Raw genomic sequence first — 16695 nt, 5'->3', positions numbered from 1 at the left:
TAGTAAGGACGGAGGATTAATAAATCATGTCAAAAGAAATCGTCATCTTAGGTGCTGGTTACGCTGGTGTATTAGCTGCATTAACAGCTCGTAAGTATTTATCAGCTGATGAAGCAAAAATCACTTTAGTAAACCAATATCCAACACACCAAATCATCACTGAACTTCACCGCTTAGCTGGTGGTACTATCGCTGAAGGTGCTGTAGCTCTACCACTTAAAAAAATCTTTAAAGGTTTAGATGTAGAGTTACAAATTGCGAAAGTAACAAAATTCAACGTAGATACTAAAAAAGTAGACTTAGATACTGGCTATACATTATCTTATGATACTTTAGTTGTTGCTTTAGGTAGCCAAACTGGTTTCTTCGGTATCCCAGGATTAGAAGAAAACTCAATGGTACTTAAATCAGTACATGATGCAAACAAAATCTACAAACATATCGAAGACCGCATTAAAGCATACGCACAGTCTAAAGACGAAGCTGATGCAACAATCGTTATCGGCGGCGGCGGTTTAACAGGTACTGAACTTGTTGGTGAAATCGTGGACAACTTCCCGAAAGTTGCTGCAAAACATGGTGTTAACTTCGCTGATCTTAAAATTAAACTTGTTGAAGCTGGTCCGAAAATCTTACCAGTACTTCCAGACACGCTTATCACACGTGCTACTGAAAGCTTAACAAAACGTGGCGTTGAATTCATTACAGGTACACCTGTAACTGGTGTTGAGGGCAATGTAATTTCTCTTAAAGACCGTGAGCCAATCGTTGCAAACACACTAGTATGGACTGGTGGGGTAGCTCCACTTCCAATCGTTGGTGAATCTGGCCTTGCTGCAGACCGCGGTAAAGCTACAATCAACGAATTCCTACAATCTACATCACACCCTGATGTATTTGTACTTGGCGATAGCTCTGTTGCATTACCAGCTGACGGTGGACGTCCACTTTACGCACCAACTGCACAAGTTGCATGGCAAATGGGCGAATGTGCTGGTTACAACTTATTCGCTCAATACAAAAACCAAGATATGAAAGAATTCTCAGCTATCAATTCTGGTACTCTTGCAAGCTTAGGCCGTAAAGATGCTGTTGCTACTGTTGGAGCAAACAACACTGAACTTAAAGGTCTTCCTGCAACACTAATGAAAGAAGCGTCAAACATTCGCTATCTGACACATATCAAAGCTCTATTCGGCTTAGCATATTAATTATTTATATCAATAAACGCCCTCGTCATGACGAGGGCGTTTTGCTTTATATCCATTAAAATATGGGCACAATTGTATAATTGTAATAGAAGATGTAAAATTAATACATGTTAAAAAATAATGTGTTGGAGTGAGTGGATGATGTTAACCATATTTAAATCAAAAAAAGAAGACATAGAACAGTTCATATCCAAAATCGATGAGTTGAATGCGAAATTAGATAAAAAGGAACACGAATTCCAAATATTTTTAAATGATTTACATAAAGAGCTGATTACTACGATTGAGCAGCATGATATGGTCAATAATCAGCATGTAATTTTAGGGGAAATGGTTAGTAGAATTTTGGTGGAGTTTAATAAAGTCGAAGAAAGCACAATGAAGTCAGATGAGATTTCAGAACATGCACTTGTGAAAGGGGAGTCCTTAATATTCTCGTCCAATGAGATGGTTACCTTATCGCAAGAAAGCAAACAGGCTGTGCATGAGGTTGAACGACTAATTGACCATTTAGGGGAACAATCTGAAAACACATCATCAAGCATGAGCCATTTAAGTGAACACTCTAAACAAATTGCAGAAATCGTTCATGTCATCAGCGACATCTCCAATCAAACCAATTGACTCGCATTGAACGCATCGATAGAAGCAGCCAGAGCTGGTGAACAGGGCAAGGGTTTTTCAGTCGTTGCTGAGGAAGTACGAAAGTTAGCAGAAAGTACAAAAACAAGCACAGAAGATATAGCCAAGCTCACAAAAATTATTGAAACGCAAATTGCCAAGGCATATGAGGACAATAAAAATAATATGGATTTAGTAACAGAGGGCATACAAAAAAGTGCTACCACATCTGAACAAATTGATGCACTGCTCCACATGATTATGAATGTTCAAAGTGAGATAAATGAGCTACTCAACTATATTAAGAGTCAAAAAATATCCAATGAAGATGTTATCAATAAATTTAAAATAACAACCACTTTATTTGATGAGACGAACAAAGTATTAACGCATCATATTGATGAATCAGAATTAGTAACAATCCAATTACTAGCAGCAGTAGAAAAAGTGAAAAGCTTTCCAACAAAATAGACTAAAGAAAAATCTATATAGGCGATGAAATGCGATTCGCGAATGAAGAATTAAAACGCTATGTCACGCATATGGCGACATAGCGTTTTTAGATTTTGTAAATAACAATCAAAAAAATTGCCATAGAAATAGTCATAAAAGTAAAGTGCGCTAAAGAGGTCTTAATCTGGTAGCGTTTATAGTCATAAAGTGAACGTAGAAGGATGAATAAGAAATAGAATATGCCAAGCAGACCAAAATGTACTGTACCATAAATATTAATAGTAGCCATACCACCAATCGACATTAAAACTGTTGGAATCGATGAGCTTTTCCGTGCAGGCTGCTCATCGTCCTTTTTGCTAAAGTAACGACGTCCAATATTGACCATAATTGCAAAAAGTGCAACTAGAATGAGAATGCCGAAAAAGCGTAATCCTTTAAAATGGTCTTGTATGGCTGTATCCAAATTACCTGCATAATAAAATTGACCACTTGATTCATCTAAGACATAAGCTCCTGATCCTCCCATTATTATTTTAAAATACTTACTTTGCCCATTATCATATTGAACAAATAAATGGTCTGCATCTTGATATGACAAATTTAGCTCTGGATTTTTTGCAGGTACGAGATTTTGAAGGAGGTTTTCAAGTTGAATAAGCCATTTTGTGTCGTCATTATGTCGTGAAGATAATAGGAAACTAGATTGTAAATTATATGTTTTATCAGCATCTGCACCTTTTAAAGCAATGGAATCAATAATGTGAACAACTTCATCTATTTCGGTAGATTGCGGTGGTAAAGTCATAGATGAAAGGCTACTAATGAGCAAAATAATGGCGAGTGTAGTGGCGATACTAAGGACAGCGTAGTATTGGCGTATTTCTTTTTTATGTGTTGTCTTTATTTGCTGATTGATTAGTTGCTTTGTTTGAGTTTTCGCTGCCATAGAACGTTCGATATTCAGCATTTGTTCAAATCGTCTGTCAAACATAGTCTACATCTCCCTCCAATAAATGTTGTAGCTGTTCAATACCTCTAGCTGTATCATTTTTTACTTTTGCTTCGGAACAACAAAGAATTTTTGCCGTTTCTTTAATGGAAAAGCCTTCAATCTTGCGTAAAATAATAGCTTCGCGATAAGTAAATTTTAATTTTTGTATCGCTGTATATAATGCTTGTGTTTCCTCATCGGCGAGTAACCATTCGTGAGGTACGTAAGTTTTTTCCTCACGTTCATGCTTACTTGTAAAGGGAATAAAGGATAAAATTCGCTGTCGTTTGTAATAGTCATAGACTACATTGCGTGCAATTTTCCTCAACCAGGTCAGCTCACTTGCCTCTCCGCGGAAATGTTGAATATTTTTGTGACACCGTATGTATGTTTCTTGTGTTAAATCTTCTGCCGTTTCAGGATGACTGACCATCAGTAATATAAATTTATAAATACTCGTACTATGTAGTTCGTATAATTCCTCCGTTCGCAGATCCACTTTGCTCACCTCTTTCATCTATAGACGACTCGTCGGGATTTTTGACTCACAAATTTAAGAGATATATCGATAATTTTGTAAAGTATATCGATAAAACTAAAAAGTAGGGCGATAAATTCATGAAGCTGTCCGATAAATTTCGAAAGTATACGGATAATCTGAGTCTACTGAATTAAATAGGTGAGTGCTGGAAAAACTCCGAGACCGATGAAACTCTGTATTTGCCTCGTAATGTAGCTAAGGAAATCGGTGTGTTGTTTGGCGGAAGATTGACAAGAGGAGCAGATGTTCTTGGAAAGTCAAGAACATCAAGGGGAAATGAAAATATGAAGCGTAAAGGAGATACATGTGATATGCAATGTATCTCTCTTTAAATAGGGAGATTTCAAAAGATACTGTATCTTAGTTCCTGGGTCACCATGGTTAAACCTCTTTTAATTTTTCATAAATCCGTCTTTTTCGATAGAGCATGATACCTGCTTCGGCAACATCATTGATCATTCCTTTATTTGCATATGCACCGAAAATCATCCCAGCTATTGGCACCATTTGAAAAAGCTTTTTCCAACCGAATTGGTCACGATATGTAAAAAATACTTCCTGCCAACCTTGTAGCTGTGAAATCATATTTTCAGAGGCATTATTATCTTCATGCATGGTAGATAATTCATTCAATATCGCCTCTTTGCCGACAATATCAGCAGAAGAGAACTGTAGGCATTTCACAATGAAAATGCGTTCCATTTTATCATTTGGGTCAAAGCCATGAATAATCGCAATTTCTTGCAACGTTTTTAATGCCATTCCCAATATAACGGGAATATCTATCGCTAATGTGAAAATACCTCCTATGCCAGTGGAAGCACCTTGGACAGTAGCCAATTTTACACGGTCATTTTGGAGTTTTTCACTAATCGAAATCATGTCTGCTAAAGGTATCTGTCCTATGTCGGAAATAGTATGGATTTCTTCATAAGAAGATGTGTCACGTATTTTTTGAATCATAGCTTTTTCACTGATTAAATATTTTCCACCGGTTTGAATATAATTTCCTAACTCGGCCACTAGTAAACCTATTTTATTTTGAATGAAAGCGGGGGTCATTTTATCTAAGATTTTAAAAGGGATACGACCGAGCTTTTCCCAAAACCATAAGCCTTTTTGATCTTTTTCCCATGATTGAATTTCCGACAAATATGCTTCTAATTGTTCTCGAGTGTCCAATATTCATATCGCCCCTTAAATACGTTTATTTTAAATACGAGAAAAATTATAAAAAGTTTCATTATGGGAAAATAAAGCGCTACGTTAAATTACTCTTTTACAAAATTAATCTGGTATCAGTATCTGATTTTAGTTATATTCATCATAATAAAGTTTTTCTTTACTAGTTACTAAGGGGTGAGGACAGTTGAATTTTTCTGCATTAGATAATGAGGTCGTATTATTAAAGCCATTAGAAGAACATGATGTAGCTGGAATTTTGGCAGCAGGAAGTTATCCAGAAGTTTGGACGCATTTACCCACAACTATTGAAAATGAACAGGATGTGCATAACTTTGTGGATAAGGCATTGCAAGGAAAATTGCTGAACAAAGAATTCCCGTACGTTATTGTGGATAAAAAATCTGGAGAAATTATAGGGTCTACAAGGTTTATGGATATTGATGAATCCCATCAACGAGTAGAAATTGGCTTTACATGGTTAACACCTGCCTATTGGCGCACAACAGTGAACACCAACTGTAAATACTTATTATTAAGCTACTGCTTTGAAGTACTAGACTTACGGCGTGTACAAATTAAAACAGATTATGAAAATACACGTTCCCAAAAAGCAATCGAACGAATAGGGGCTGTAAAGGAAGGGATTCTACGTAATCATATGATTCGAAAAGATGGAACGACACGCCATACAGTTATGTATAGTGTGATAAGAGAAGATTGGCCAGAAATGAAATTGCATTTGAAGGAACTTTTGAAATAAGGGGAGAGAATATCAAAATCCACAAGAAGAAAAAGAATGGTCTTAGTCGACCATTCTTTTTTTATAGAAAAATGCTGTCACAAGCCACGTCAAAATAGTCCATAAGAGTATTGTAACGAATGGGATGATTATATCAGTTGAGGAATAATTCCCTTCTAGAACTTCAGCTAATAGTGAAAGTTGGGTGCTTGGTAGCCACTCAGCAATTTTTAAAATAGGGTATGCCTCTGACATTGCAAAGACCATAGGACCACCTATGAAAATAAACATGACGGGTAAAATAATTACGGACGCTTCCATTATTGTTTTTGTATATAATCCACAAAATGTTCCGATTCCAATGTAGAAAAGTGCTGATAGTAGTAAGGCAATTGATAATAATAAAAGATTAGCTGGCTTATAACCAAGAAGATACACTGTTAGGGCAACTACAGCACTAGATAATACAAGGACGAATAAGCTTTTACCTATTAAAATATCTCCAAGTGTGGCAGGGGATAACATTAAACTACGAAGCGTTTTTTTTTCTTTTTCCTCTGCGATTAAGCAGCATTGTACATAGGCTGTAACAAGAGAAAAGACAATGTTAATGGTCATAAGATATGTTTGTATGTCGCTTATACCCATTTTATTGAAACCAAACGCTAAAATAAGCGGCATCAGAGCCATAATAGATACTGCATAGTTTCGTACAAATTCCTTGTAATCCTTCATGAAAATAGCTTGAATACGTGTCATTGAAAGGTTCATACTAAATCACTCCCTGTTATTTGCATAAAAATATCCCCTAAAGTAGGTTCGTTTGTATAAATACGTGCAACCTCATCAGATTGCATCCAAGAAAATAATTTCTGTGCATCCTCGGCGCCACTTTGAATCGTTTCGGACGTACCATTTTGTAATTCAACAGTGATAGAATTATCGCCGAATTCCTTTTTTAATTGTTTTGGAGCACCCATTGCTCGAATTTTCCCCTGATGTAAGAAGGCAACGCGGTCACATAGTAGTTCAGCTTCGCCCATATCATGTGTTGTTAAAAAGATCGTTGTGCCCATGTCATTTAATTTGCGTAAACCGTTGTAAATATGTTGTGTATTCACAGGATCCAGCGCTGAAGTAGGTTCATCTAAAAATAATAACTCCGGTTTATGCATAATCGCGCGAGCAAGTGTAACACGTTGAAGCATCCCTTTAGAAAGCTGGCTAATTTTCTTTTTACGCTCAGCATATAAATTAACAAAATCTAAAGCATCTTTTATGGAAGAATAAGGCAGTTCGTATAGCTGACAATAAAGTTTTAGGTTCTCTTCAATTGAAAGGCGTGTATATAGGCCACTATTATCTGTTAAAATTCCAAAACGTTTACGATTATTACTGTGCCTCATTTCACTAGCAGCACGACCGAATATTGAAACATCGCCTGAAGTTTTCTCTGTTTGTGCTGTTAAAATTTTTATGGTAGTTGTTTTACCAGAGCCACTAGGTCCTAGGAATCCAAAAATTTCTCCTTTTTTAATAGAGAATGAAACGTCTTGTAAGGCAACTTCCTTGTTAAATGCTTTTTTTAAATGCTGTACATCAATGACTGTCTCCATGTGTAAACCTCCTGAGTGTTGTTGATGTCTTCACTTTAAAGCACATTTGAAAATGCTACATTAGATTTCGGCTGAAAGGATGAAAATTGGCGCTTAGTGGAGGTATATTCCTCTGACAGGAGTCGTTTATTTCCTGGGAAATCTACTAAATTCCGAGTATTTCTTTTAAATCTGCTAGTTTATTTTTCGATAATGGAACTACAGTTTTTTCTGCACTATTTAGTGCCAAACTATAGCTATTGCGTGTCCAAGTGATGATTTCACGTACCTTTTGTAGGTTGACGATATATGAACGGTGGCTTCTGAAAAAACCGAATGGTGTCAGTTTTTGTTCTAAATCGTTAAGTGACAGTGTGCATGGAAATGCTTCTCCAGCAACAAACACTGAAACAACACCTTCTACACTTTCAATGTAGTCAATCTCAGGTGGGTTGAACAAAATGATTTTGTCATTTTTCTTTGTAGGAATTTTATCGAGTCGTATTGGTGCATTTTCAATAGGGGAGGGGGTTGTTTCTAGATCCTCCTCTTTTACATCAAGAGTATGTAGGCCTTGAGCATCTAATCGATATATTTCGCTACTCGAAATAAGTAACTCCTCAAAGTTGTTGGAAAGTAAAATAATTGTTTTTTCTTGTTTTTGAAGGGCTGCTAAGAGCTGAAGTACGTTTTGTTTCGAAAATTCATCTAGATTTTGAAACGGCTCCTCGACTACTTGAAGTGGAGCAGTATTTAGATAAGTGTGGAGTAATTTTAAGCGTTGTTTTTCACTGTTTTTAAGTTTGTTAATAAAAGTGTTTTTTTGCTCAGTCAGGGCAAAAAGTTTTAATAGCTCTTCCTTGTCTTGTGAACGGGCACTGAAAAGCCCTTGGCAAAAATGAATATACTCAGCTACCTTGAGTCTTTCATATAAAGCATGTTCACGTTCTTGTGTATATGTATTTTGTTGTTTTGTAAACCATTGCAGTAATGTATGGATTTTCGCCACATCTGTATAGATACCAATAACGGCTCCCGTTTGAAATGGAAGTTGAAAGCTTGGATAAATGACATTACCCGATTCAATATAAGGGTCGATTACTAAATAATTGGGTTGATTCAAAATGATATCCTCCAGAAAAAAGATTTTTATATAAAATTTTTAATATGAGTGTGTGCTTGCAAAGCACTTTCTAGATGAAAAGCATAATTTTGCTCATCCATAAAGCCATGTTCACCAACAAATTGCATGGTTTGTACAAAATGTATATGTTGGAGTGCGTGTTTCATGCCATTAACATTGAAACCTTTTTCATGGCCAGGCAATAGTACAAGTGTTGGGCAACTTGGTTGAACATCTAAATATTGACGAATGTGTGAGCCATAGACACAAACAACTCGAGACAATGGCAGCGTAGAAAGTCGCCAAGCTAGTGTAGCTCCCACACTAAATCCAATCAAAATCACATCCTGATATTGTTCAATTGCTGCTCTTAGCTGCTGTGATAGCTGTAGTAACGGTGCGTTAAAGCCGACTTCTTTAGTGAAGTAGTCGTATGCTTCTTTTTCTTGTAGGTAAGGGAAGACCTTGCCATCAGAGTAAAGTGCAACACATTCAACTACAGTTTGGTCATCGCTAAATTCAATGGCCTGTTCTTTTATAAACTCATTCACACCATATATTTCGTGTAAGATAAAAATCTTCCGATGCATATAATCACCTTTATTATAGTTTTTATAAAGTGTTTCAAAAATAGGCATGTCACATAAAAGCCTGGAAACATGCACGTTCTATGTGGGACATACCACAAAAGAAATTGAGTAACCTATGTTTCGGATACTTCAAGTAATTCTTTAGATACTATTAAAAATTTCATAAGTGCATTGGATAGAGGGACATCCTGACGTCTAATGAATACTGTTGTAACATGTGGATCTTTATCTGGAACAGCATAGGAGCAAATATTTCCGTTTTCTTTATACTGATTGGCCATACATTTTGAAACGAGCGTAACACCTAAACCTGCCTTTACACATCCTAACATACCTTCGATCGTTCCAAATTCCATTTTCTTAACCGGAAAAATTCCTTCATCCCTTAACCATTGCTCTAATTTAGCACGATAGGTGCATCCTGGGCGAAAGACAAGAATTGTTCGATTTTGTAAATCTTTTATTGTTTGAATGGGTGGTTGAGATTTATTTGCGATAAAGACTAATTCTTCTTTGATAAGTGGTTCATGGATGATCTTGGGGTGGTTAATGCTGTCAGTAATAAATGCACCATCTAAATTGTATTTTAATATTTCATTTATAAGTTCCTCAGTTGATCCAGTTTTCAGTGATAAGTTTACCTCTGGATATTGTTGGTGGTATTTGGATAGAACGGAAGGGAGACGGACAGCTGTCGTAATATCGGTGGCACCAATGGATAATGGGCCGGAAGGAAAGTCTGGATTTTTTAATGCTTCCTTTGCTTCTGTGAGTAAATTTAAAATCCGTTCGGTATATCCCAACAGTATTTCGCCATCGGAAGTTAAGATTACGCCTCTATTATTTCTATAAAATAAAGTTGTTTCGAGCTCAGTCTCTAACTTATTCACGCGATTTGTTATGTTTGATTGTACATAATTTAACTGAACAGCAGCTTTGCTAACATTGCCATGTAGGGCAACAGCTTGAAATATTTTGAGATCTTTAACATCCAATTAAAAGCCCCTCATCTCTTTGGTATCAAATTTAGTGATACTTACCATTTATTACAATCATTTTACATGATAATAGTATGTTTATACAATTTAAATGTAATTAATGTAAATAGTTGGAGGGAGTCGTTTGGAAATTTTAATTTCTAAAGTTATTAGACCTTGTATGGAATTGTTATTTGAAGTAGTAAGTAGGGTTGCAAAGAAGTATTCGAGGATTGAATTATGAAAATCATTTTTGATGCCGTTTTGCCAGTATTTGCAATCATGTTTTGTGGATATCTTTCAGGAGTCTTTGGAATTGTGAATAAAACAGGTTCTAAAAGCCTGAATAATTATGTTTTCTATGTTGCATTACCTGCATTACTTTTCCTTTCGACTGCGACGACTCCTATTAAGTACTTAGCAAATTGGAGTTTTATTAGTATTAATTTAGGAGGGATACTTGCCAGTTTCGTTATTGCTATAATAATTTCAAGATTTGTTTATAAAAATAGCTTTTCTACATCTTCTTTATACGGAATGAATGCCTCTTATGGGACAACAGGATATATGGGAATCCCTCTAGCGATTGCAGCTTTTGGTCAAGAAGCAGCATTACCAGCAGCACTTGCAACATTAATTCATAACATTCCTGTTATAACGATTGTCCTTTTGACATTTGAAGTGTCCAGAACAATGAAGAATTTAGGATTGGGTAAACAGATTATAGAAATAGCTTGGGATGTTCTAAAACCAGTTTTAAAAAATCCATTAACAATTTCAGTAGTAGCTGGAATAGTCGTAGCTATGCTAGAGCTTAAATTACCTACGTCTATTCAAAACTTTGCACAATTACTTGCAGGTGCCTCCGGACCAACAGCTTTATTTGCATTGGGCCTTGGGTTAGTAGGACAAACTAAAGTTATAAAAGAATTTGAAGTGAAAAAATCAGAAGTTGCCGTTATAGTAAGTTTAAAGTTACTATTACAGCCTTTAATTACGTTAGGGTTAATGATGTTTGTGTTTGAGGTCAATATGCTTTGGGGGAGTATTGCAGTTTTAATGTCTGCTTTACCGGTAGGTGCAGGTGTTTTTGTATTTGCTCAGAAATATGAAAAATTAGAGCAACAAACATCGATAGCTATCTTGGTATCCATGGTCATATCTATTTTTACAGTTTCAAGTTTACTGGTCTATCTTAGTCAATAAAATACACGGAAAATTCACGTTAAGGTTGCTACGGATGGGCTGCTTAAAAGAAAAGAGGATCTTTAATATGCTATCTTTTGAAGTGCAGGTAGAAATTAGTGTAGAGAGGGTTGCGACTTACGCGGTGCACGCGGAAAGTGAAATGAACTTTTAACATATAGAAAGGCAATTGAACAAGAACGCCAATTATAAAACGAAGCCAATCCCATATATCGAGGATTGGCTTCGCTTTATTTTATAGTTTGAGTCATGAATGTTTTCATTTCAACACTGAGGTTACTTAATTCTTCAATAATCTCACTAAAATCCTGAACAAGCAGAGCCTGTTCGTTTGTGGCACTATTGATTTGTCCCATGCTTTGTTTTAAGTTCTCGAGATTATTATTAATACTGCGTAGTGAAGACTCTATACTGTCAGTAGCGGATGCTGTTTCGGAAGACAGCTTACGGACTTCCTGAGCCACGATGTTAAAGCCGGCTCCATGTTGGCCCGCACGTGCTGCTTCAATGGAAGCATTTAAGCCAAGTAAATTGGTTTGGCGGGAAATGTTTTTAATTAAATCTGTGACACCGTTTGTCTTTTCCGCATCCTCTAAAGCAAATTGAGCCTGCTTATTGATTTCTTCACTGGTCGCAGCTAGTTCCTCTGAATGAGAAGCAATTGTATGTACTTTATCTTGAAGGTTATGGATTACGTCATTCATTGTAGCGATATATTTTTCCAGCTTTAGTGTGTTATCAACTGGTAATCCAAAAGCCAGTGCACCTACAATACGCCCGTTTTCATGTACAGGAAATGAAAACGCATTAAAATCTACCCCATACACTTCTTTCGGGACTAAAAGATTTGCACTTTGTCCTCTTAGAGGAGTATGGAGATTTTCGTCATCTGCATTAATCTTTTGCCCATTTCTATAGCCAACATCTAATCGCTTACCAGCTAAGTAGGTTACGATCGTTTCACTTTCTTTGTCAACCAATGCCATTATGGCCTCTTCTTTAAATGCAAGATGAATATAAGGCATGGCCATGGATAAAGCCGTAATAATATTCATAAAAACCCCTCCGTATTCGATAATGTAAAATGTTTTGGGGATCATTGTATTATGTACAGGATCTATAATTACCCAATTTCATCCACCAACTTAATTGTATAGAAAAAAACGGTTGATAGAAAGAGTTCTTTAAAATAATTGATGTTAAATTTAGAGTTAACTCACAATAGCGAAATAACTATAGGGAAGCTCTATCGTTATCATAGAAATAATAGAATTGTTTGATTGATTGCTAGTTCCTATAATTATAAATAATCGACGGTTCCTATGTTGATAAGAAAAATAAAGGGGGAATTTACTTGACTACAAATATTGCAGGGATAAAAATTCCAGACAGTCGTCTAGCAGTTGAAGCACAGGATATTTTGAAAGAGCATGGTTCGGATTTACTTTGGAACCACTCGAATCGGGTCTATTTATTCGGGGCATTGCAAGGAGAAAAGGCAAAGAAAAGATATGATGCGGAACTTTTATATGTCAGTGCATTATTCCACGACTTAGGGTTAACGAAAAAGCATAGTAGTCCAGATAAACGCTTTGAAGTAGATGGCGCGAATGCTGCGCGTCAGTTTTTAACAGTGCATAATATCGATGAACGTTCGATTCAACTAGTGTGGGATGCGATTGCGTTACATACAACAATAGGTGTTGCAGAGCATAAGGAAAATGAGGTTGCGTTGTTATATGCAGGAGTGGGTCTAGATGTAATGGGGGATGGTTATCACGACTTAACGGCTATAGAACGCGATGCAATTACGCAGGCATTTCCACGTAATCAATTTAAACAAGAGATTTTGCCAGCGTTTTTTGAAGGGTTTAAACATAAACCTGAAACGACTTTTGGCAATATAAAATCAGATGTATGTGCATTATACATTCCAAATTATAAATCGAAAAACTTCTGTGATTGCGTTCTGCATTCACCGTGGTCCGAGTAAATAAAACTCAAAGGGGGATACACATGAACCAACAAGCTAGTAAAAAAAATCGATGTGCATCATTACAAGACAAGGTAGTTTCGGCGAAAGAGGCTGCTTCATGGATTAAAGATGGAATGCTACTTGGCATGAGTGGCTTTACACGCGCAGGAGATGCTAAGGTTGTGCCACTTGCACTAGTTGAAAAAGCTAAAACTGAAACTTTCAAAGTGGATGTTTATACAGGAGCTTCACTAGGCCCCGAAGTAGATCAATACATGGCTGAGGCGGGGATTATTCGTAAAAGAGCACCTTACCAAGGCGATCCTGCGATTCGTCAAATGATAAATAGGGGAGAAGTTCTTTATACAGATGCTCATGTTTCCCAAAATGCGGAACTTATTCGCCAAGGTATTGTAGGACCAATTGACTTTGCAATTATTGAGGCAACTGCAATCACAGAAGATGGCTTACTTATTCCAACGACATCTGTTGGGAATTCGCCAATCATTGTACAAATGGCGAAAGAAATTATTGTTGAGCTAAACATCTCACACCCGGATTCGTTAGAGGGGATTCATGATATCTATATTCCTGAGGCACAAGGGGAACGTGGACCTATTCCTTTAACGAGTGCAGGAGAGCGTATTGGTACGATAGGTATTCCATTAGAACTAGCTAAAGTGCGTGGTATTGTTCTTTCAGATATACCAGATGCACCGTCAACAATTGTACCGCCAGATGAAGAAACAGCTGAGATGGCAGCGCATTTATTGAATTTCTTACGTGATGAAATTAAGGCAGGACGCTTAACAAATACATTAGCACCATTACAATCAGGGGTTGGTTCAGTAGCTAATGCGGTGTTAAATGGTTTCCTAGACTCAGAATTTGAAAATTTAGAGGTGTACTCGGAAGTTTTACAAGATACAGTGTTTGATTTATTAGACGCTGGCAAAGTTAAATCTGCTTCAGGCACGTCAATTACATTAGCGAAGGAACGTGCTGAACAGGTTTATAGCAATTTAGAAAAATATACGGATCGTTTAATTCTACGTCCACAAGAGATTTCTAACCATCCTGAAATCATTCGTCGTTTAGGATTGATTTCAGTGAACACAGCTTTAGAGCTTGATATTTATGGGAATGTGAATTCCACTCATGTATCTGGTACAAAAATGATGAATGGTATTGGTGGTTCAGGCGATTTTGCTCGAAATGCAAGACTAGGTATTTTCGTCACGAAGTCTTACGCAAAAGGTGGCAATATCTCAAGTGTTGTACCAATGGTTTCACACGTTGATCATACAGAGCATGATGTGGATGTAATCGTGACAGAACAAGGGGTAGCTGATTTACGAGGCTTAGCGCCAAAAGAACGTGTACCTCTGATCATTAATAATTGTGCACACCCTGATTACCGCGAGCAGCTCTGGGCATATTACGAAGCGGCAGTGGAGAAGACAGGTAATCACCACACACCTCATCTATTAGAAGAGGCGCTATCATGGCATATCCAATTGGCAACTACAAAATCGATGAAGAAATAAAAAAGATGACTGAGCATATCGCTTAGTCATCTTTTTTGCATCATTGACTTTGGGTAGCGACTTTTAACCCTAGCCCAATATAGATAGTACCTACGATTTTGCCACTCCAACGGCCGATTCGAGACGGTCCCTTAAATAGTTGCTTGAGCTGTTGTACGCTCAAGACAATCGATGTTGTATAGAGGACACTTAGCACAACAAAGATTAAGCCGAGCGTCAAAATTTGAAGAAAGGCAGCACCTTGTTGGGGATGCACAAACTGTGGCAAAAAGGCTAAAAAGAATAATGCAGTTTTCGGATTGAGTACTTCTACGATAATAGCTTTTCGATAGGCATCGTTAGAAAAATCCGGAGGACTCTCTGGTAGCGAAGCATCCTTTGGCTTTTCAATGATGGCACGCACACCTAGATATATAAGATATATGGCGCCTGCATACTTTACTACATTGAAGGCTGTTGCAGAGGTCATCAAAATAGCAGAAAGTCCAACTGCTGCGAATAATGTATGAATTAAATCACCTGTTGCAATACCAAGCCCTGTCATTATGCCTGCCCTACGCCCATGTTGAACCGTACGAGTAATCGTTAAAAATACTGCTGGACCAGGTATTAAAAAAAGACCAATGACAATTATTATAAATGTACTTAAAGTAGAAAAAGAAAACATAATATGGACCTCCTTTTGTTATATAGAAATAGTTATCCCGACGAGTAGAGCACGGATTGAATGGACCTGTCTTAAAAAATAGTAAGCTGAGAGTAGTTGTTTTTTGATATACAGGTAAAAATCCGCGAAGACTCTCGCAGAAAGTAAAGATGATTTTTTACCATGTAGAAAGCAAGCTGTTCTGCTTAACTGGACTTTTTGACACTCCATTATTTAAGTAATGCTTTTATAGTATGAAGGCTTTTTTCAGGCGCTATCAAGCCTGCACTGGATAGATTTTCTAAGAATAACTGTATAAATGCTTTCGAACAAAAATTAATAAATTTATCTTTACGATAGAGGAGTATAATTTCCCGTGTTAAATGAGGGTTATAAATAGAACGCTCACTTATAATTTCAGTTTTATGTAAACTATAAAGCGTTTTAGAAATAATAGTAGCACCTACATTCTGTTCTACGAGTTTAAAAATGGCATCTACGCTCGCTGTTTCTAGTTTTGGAGTGACAGACAAATTTTCATTGAGAGCAGCATGTTCAATTACTTTGCGACATTGATTCATAGTTGGAAACAAAATAAGTGGATATTGTAATATATCTTTGAAGTGAACAACTTCAGGTGTTAAAAGTGGATGATCATTATGTGCAACGACTAATAAGTCCTCTTCGTATAAAGGGATTTTTATTAGTTGTTCACCTTCATAATTAAACTGCTTCTGCAAATAGGTGATAGCAAAATCGATTTTATTATTCTTTAAAAGTGTTAACAAATCATCAGAACTACTAATGCTAACTTGGATGTCTGGATATTTATTGTGATAGCTAAGTAGTTGCTCTGATACTAAATTTGTCAGTTCACCAGGTAGTGCACCGATGACTAATTTCCCTGCTTTCAAACTTTTTAAATCGCTAATCTGATTTTTTGTATTTTCTAGAGCATGGAATATATGCGTGCACTGCTCATATAAAATTTCTCCAGCGTCAGTAATCGCTATTTTCTTTCCTAGCCGATCAAACAAAGGGACACCGATTTCATTTTCCAATACTTTAATTTGATGGCTAAGTGTCGGCTGTGAAATATTTAATTTATCAGCTGCCTTAGTAAAATGTAGCTCTTTGTATAACGTCATGAAATATTCAAGTTGTCTTATTTCCATGTATGTACCTTCCTTATAGGGGAGATGTATTTAGTATAGCATGCGAGAAATAGAAATTTTGGAATAAATAGATGAACAACAGGCAAAGTAAAAAACCTCCTTCGCTGTAATGCAAAG

General features: G+C 36.6%; 18 protein-coding genes. 7 read left to right on the top strand and 11 right to left on the bottom strand.

All coding sequences use genetic code 11. The annotated features are described in order from the left end of the window. Positions 1–26 precede the first annotated feature (26 nt). From ACIQZG_RS08780 to ACIQZG_RS08770, 3 genes are all read left to right on the top strand, one after another. Complete coding sequence (locus tag ACIQZG_RS08780; protein WP_402754797.1) at positions 27–1211, top strand: NAD(P)/FAD-dependent oxidoreductase; 1185 nt, start codon at positions 27–29, stop codon at positions 1209–1211. A 141-nt stretch (positions 1212–1352) separates the two neighbouring features. Continuing rightward, positions 1353–1835: a hypothetical protein gene (locus ACIQZG_RS08775; protein ID WP_402754796.1), complete on the top strand. Its 483-nt coding sequence runs from the start codon at positions 1353–1355 to the stop codon at positions 1833–1835. Positions 1836–1841: 6 nt separating this feature from the next. Next, entirely contained in the window at positions 1842–2303 is a 462-nt protein-coding gene (locus ACIQZG_RS08770; protein ID WP_402754795.1) for a methyl-accepting chemotaxis protein, read from the top strand. A gap of 88 nt (positions 2304–2391) precedes the next feature. On the opposite strand, the gene ACIQZG_RS08765 is transcribed toward ACIQZG_RS08770, so the two are convergent. The 3 genes from ACIQZG_RS08765 to ACIQZG_RS08755 form a co-directional block, all read right to left on the bottom strand. Beyond that, positions 2392–3279 carry a hypothetical protein gene (locus ACIQZG_RS08765; RefSeq protein WP_402754794.1) on the bottom strand — a complete coding sequence of 296 codons (888 nt, stop codon included), beginning with the start codon at positions 3277–3279 and terminating at the stop codon, positions 2392–2394. Then, positions 3272–3778 (bottom strand): RNA polymerase sigma factor, encoded by a 507-nt coding sequence (locus ACIQZG_RS08760; RefSeq protein WP_402754793.1) that lies wholly within the window; start codon positions 3776–3778, stop codon positions 3272–3274. Before ACIQZG_RS08760 ends, ACIQZG_RS08765 begins: the two co-directional genes overlap by 8 nt. A 423-nt stretch (positions 3779–4201) precedes the next feature. Further along, positions 4202–5002 carry an EcsC family protein gene (locus ACIQZG_RS08755; protein WP_402754792.1) on the bottom strand — a complete coding sequence of 267 codons (801 nt, stop codon included), beginning with the start codon at positions 5000–5002 and terminating at the stop codon, positions 4202–4204. Positions 5003–5189: 187 nt separating this feature from the next. Here ACIQZG_RS08755 and ACIQZG_RS08750 point away from each other — a divergent pair, with 187 nt between their 5' ends. Then, a complete protein-coding gene (locus tag ACIQZG_RS08750; RefSeq protein ID WP_402754791.1) occupies positions 5190–5765 on the top strand; it encodes a GNAT family N-acetyltransferase in 576 nt (191 codons plus the stop codon). A 42-nt stretch (positions 5766–5807) separates the two neighbouring features. Here the strand turns inward: ACIQZG_RS08750 and ACIQZG_RS08745 are convergent, their stop codons facing one another. From ACIQZG_RS08745 to ACIQZG_RS08725, 5 genes are all read right to left on the bottom strand, one after another. Next, positions 5808–6515, bottom strand: coding sequence for an ABC transporter permease (locus tag ACIQZG_RS08745; RefSeq protein WP_402754790.1), 708 nt, complete (start codon positions 6513–6515; stop codon positions 5808–5810). After that, positions 6512–7360 (bottom strand): ABC transporter ATP-binding protein, encoded by an 849-nt coding sequence (locus tag ACIQZG_RS08740; RefSeq protein WP_402754789.1) that lies wholly within the window; start codon positions 7358–7360, stop codon positions 6512–6514. Before ACIQZG_RS08740 ends, ACIQZG_RS08745 begins: the two co-directional genes overlap by 4 nt. 145 nt (positions 7361–7505) lie before the next feature. Continuing rightward, on the bottom strand, positions 7506–8462 hold the full coding sequence (locus ACIQZG_RS08735; RefSeq protein WP_402754788.1) for a LytTR family transcriptional regulator DNA-binding domain-containing protein: 957 nt from the start codon (positions 8460–8462) through the stop codon (positions 7506–7508). 26 nt (positions 8463–8488) lie between these two features. Further along, positions 8489–9100 carry a dienelactone hydrolase family protein gene (locus ACIQZG_RS08730; protein WP_402754787.1) on the bottom strand — a complete coding sequence of 204 codons (612 nt, stop codon included), beginning with the start codon at positions 9098–9100 and terminating at the stop codon, positions 8489–8491. Positions 9101–9165: 65 nt separating this feature from the next. Next, on the bottom strand, positions 9166–10047 hold the full coding sequence (locus tag ACIQZG_RS08725; RefSeq protein ID WP_402754786.1) for a LysR family transcriptional regulator: 882 nt from the start codon (positions 10045–10047) through the stop codon (positions 9166–9168). A gap of 222 nt (positions 10048–10269) precedes the next feature. Between ACIQZG_RS08725 and ACIQZG_RS08720 the strand changes: the two genes are divergently transcribed. Then, the gene (locus tag ACIQZG_RS08720) at positions 10270–11235 is read left to right on the top strand and encodes an AEC family transporter (RefSeq protein ID WP_402754785.1); all 966 of its coding nucleotides are present in this window, start codon (positions 10270–10272) and stop codon (positions 11233–11235) included. A 230-nt stretch (positions 11236–11465) separates the two neighbouring features. Here ACIQZG_RS08720 and ACIQZG_RS08715 read toward each other — a convergent pair whose 3' ends face one another. Next, on the bottom strand, positions 11466–12290 hold the full coding sequence (locus ACIQZG_RS08715) for a methyl-accepting chemotaxis protein (protein ID WP_402754784.1): 825 nt from the start codon (positions 12288–12290) through the stop codon (positions 11466–11468). Positions 12291–12589: 299 nt separating this feature from the next. On the opposite strand from ACIQZG_RS08715, the gene ACIQZG_RS08710 reads away from it, so the two are divergent. Then, the gene (locus ACIQZG_RS08710; protein WP_402754783.1) at positions 12590–13228 is read left to right on the top strand and encodes an HD domain-containing protein; all 639 of its coding nucleotides are present in this window, start codon (positions 12590–12592) and stop codon (positions 13226–13228) included. A 23-nt stretch (positions 13229–13251) separates the two neighbouring features. Next, positions 13252–14757 (top strand): succinyl-CoA:acetate CoA-transferase ScpC, encoded by a 1506-nt coding sequence (gene scpC, locus ACIQZG_RS08705; protein ID WP_402754782.1) that lies wholly within the window; start codon positions 13252–13254, stop codon positions 14755–14757. A gap of 40 nt (positions 14758–14797) precedes the next feature. On the opposite strand, the gene ACIQZG_RS08700 is transcribed toward scpC, so the two are convergent. Together ACIQZG_RS08700 and ACIQZG_RS08695 are read right to left on the bottom strand one after the other, a co-directional pair. Next, entirely contained in the window at positions 14798–15424 is a 627-nt protein-coding gene (locus tag ACIQZG_RS08700) for a LysE family translocator (protein WP_402754781.1), read from the bottom strand. Between the two features lie 209 nt (positions 15425–15633). Continuing rightward, positions 15634–16578, bottom strand: a complete 945-nt coding sequence (locus tag ACIQZG_RS08695) for a LysR family transcriptional regulator (protein ID WP_402754780.1) — start codon at positions 16576–16578, stop codon at positions 15634–15636. Between the last annotated feature and the right edge of the window lie 117 nt (positions 16579–16695).

It is taken from the genome of Lysinibacillus sp. NPDC096418, assembly GCF_044762775.1.
Lineage (GTDB): Bacteria > Bacillota > Bacilli > Bacillales_A > Planococcaceae > Lysinibacillus.
The sequence above is the reverse complement of the archived record's forward strand: the minus strand, read 5'-3'. Positions and strand labels throughout refer to the sequence as shown.

What these genes read in the sequence shown, in the direction of transcription:
- ACIQZG_RS08780 (WP_402754797.1), top strand. Translation starts at nt 27, where the DNA reads ATGTCAAAAGAAATCGTCATCTTAGGTGCTGGTTACGCTGGTGTATTA.
- ACIQZG_RS08775 (WP_402754796.1), top strand. Translation starts at nt 1,353, where the DNA reads ATGTTAACCATATTTAAATCAAAAAAAGAAGACATAGAACAGTTCATA.
- ACIQZG_RS08765 (WP_402754794.1), bottom strand. Translation starts at nt 3,279, where the DNA reads ATGTTTGACAGACGATTTGAACAAATGCTGAATATCGAACGTTCTATG.
- ACIQZG_RS08745 (WP_402754790.1), bottom strand. Translation starts at nt 6,515, where the DNA reads ATGAACCTTTCAATGACACGTATTCAAGCTATTTTCATGAAGGATTAC.
- ACIQZG_RS08740 (WP_402754789.1), bottom strand. Translation starts at nt 7,360, where the DNA reads ATGGAGACAGTCATTGATGTACAGCATTTAAAAAAAGCATTTAACAAG.
- ACIQZG_RS08730 (WP_402754787.1), bottom strand. Translation starts at nt 9,100, where the DNA reads ATGCCTATTTTTGAAACACTTTATAAAAACTATAATAAAGGTGATTAT.
- ACIQZG_RS08720 (WP_402754785.1), top strand. Translation starts at nt 10,270, where the DNA reads ATGAAAATCATTTTTGATGCCGTTTTGCCAGTATTTGCAATCATGTTT.
- ACIQZG_RS08715 (WP_402754784.1), bottom strand. Translation starts at nt 12,290, where the DNA reads ATGAATATTATTACGGCTTTATCCATGGCCATGCCTTATATTCATCTT.
- scpC (WP_402754782.1), top strand. Translation starts at nt 13,252, where the DNA reads ATGAACCAACAAGCTAGTAAAAAAAATCGATGTGCATCATTACAAGAC.
- ACIQZG_RS08700 (WP_402754781.1), bottom strand. Translation starts at nt 15,424, where the DNA reads ATGTTTTCTTTTTCTACTTTAAGTACATTTATAATAATTGTCATTGGT.
- ACIQZG_RS08695 (WP_402754780.1), bottom strand. Translation starts at nt 16,578, where the DNA reads ATGGAAATAAGACAACTTGAATATTTCATGACGTTATACAAAGAGCTA.